The sequence below is a fragment of the Vibrio sp. 970 genome, from assembly GCF_033339075.1.
The window spans coordinates 1-1328 of sequence record NZ_JAWOTW010000072.1 but is presented as its reverse complement, the minus strand read 5'-3'; the positions used below and the strand labels follow the sequence as shown (position 1 = coordinate 1328).

3 pseudogenes are annotated in these 1328 nt (G+C 41.9%); 2 read left to right on the top strand and 1 reads right to left on the bottom strand.

The window, feature by feature from the left end:
* Positions 1-416: pseudogene (locus R7Q11_RS24775) on the bottom strand (hypothetical protein); the annotation flags it as partial.
* Here R7Q11_RS24775 and R7Q11_RS24770 point away from each other — a divergent pair.
* Positions 389-628: pseudogene (locus tag R7Q11_RS24770) on the top strand (TOBE domain-containing protein); the annotation flags it as partial. The pseudogenes R7Q11_RS24775 and R7Q11_RS24770 sit on opposite strands and share 28 nt — an antisense overlap.
* Before the next feature lie 461 nt (positions 629-1089).
* A pseudogene (locus R7Q11_RS24765) lies at positions 1090-1328 on the top strand (undecaprenyl-phosphate glucose phosphotransferase); the annotation flags it as partial.

Here is a 1328-nt window from a genome sequence, read left to right as displayed (position 1 = left end):
TCCACATACCCTACTGTTGAAGCCGTTAAACTCTTCACCCACGACTGTTTCAATACGCCGTTCACGACTGCTGGTGCCTTTGCCATCATTGGCAGCATGGTTTCAATGTTGGCAACCAAATAATCTTTTGCCGGACGCTGATAGCGCGAGTGATAAATGTTTAAAAAGCGGGAGCGGAAACTTGGAACATCCACTTTGATCGGACATTGGCTCGCACACGCTTTACACGCTAAGCAGCCGTTCATTGCTTCATAAACTTCATGAGAGAAATCGTATTCGTGACGACGATTAATGGAATGACGCACACGATCAATCATGGTTTTGATCGATGTTTTGTTTTCTAACGTTTGCTTTTCTAGGTCAAGAATATCAATACCTTGCTCAGTAAGCTGACGCAACCATTCACGGTGAAGTGATGATCGTAGAGAAGCTTGGTAACGAAACTCAGGTATACCTAAACCTAGAAGGCGCAGACGCGGATGTGATCTATCGTCAACCAGACACGCTAGCTGTCGACACGTGCGATAAATTGGAAATCGGTATTCCTGCTCACCGTTGTCACCTATTCCATAGTGATGGTCGTGCTTGTAAACGTCTATTTAAAGAAAATGGCGTAGATTTCGAATAAATTATTCACCTATAGTTGTTATAAATCCCTCTCTCCTGAGAGGGATTTTTTGTATCAAAACCACATAAATGACCGACATCACTCGCTCGTTGGACTCATCATTCATACTCCGCACCCAAGACTAAATCATTAACTTCCCTGTAAATAAGTCATCCGTTAGACCATCAAGAAATTATACCTTAGTTTTTATAATCAAACTCGCTTCTTAATACTTTTCCTCATCCCTGCTTAGCAAGTACCAGCTTTTTCCTAAACAGCAAAACTTAGCCAAAGGTCTAAATTTCATTCTTATTTCCACTTACCTAAACAACACGAATTTTTAAACTTACCTTCGAATTTATGCGTTACAGAAATTCAGAAACATTCATAGAAATGTCTCTGCTCATCAATTAAAACGTTCGCGACACGGCTATTGGGCAATCACCCCAATGGCGGTAGCGTGCTAGAAGGGAAACTAGGTCATGAAACACAAAGGACTAATTCGTTCTTATGAGATGGAGTTCGCTTTTTTATATCGCCTCTCAGATCTTGCTGTCATTGTCACCTTTATGCTGCTCCTAGTATTGAAAGACACAAATACCTCGATGGATAAGGACTACGTCATCTTGTCCTTCGTCGGGGGTATTTCATTTTTGTTTATGGCGGAGAGCGGCAACCTATATCGCTCATGGCGGACAAGCTCGTTTAGAGAGCAAAGGTT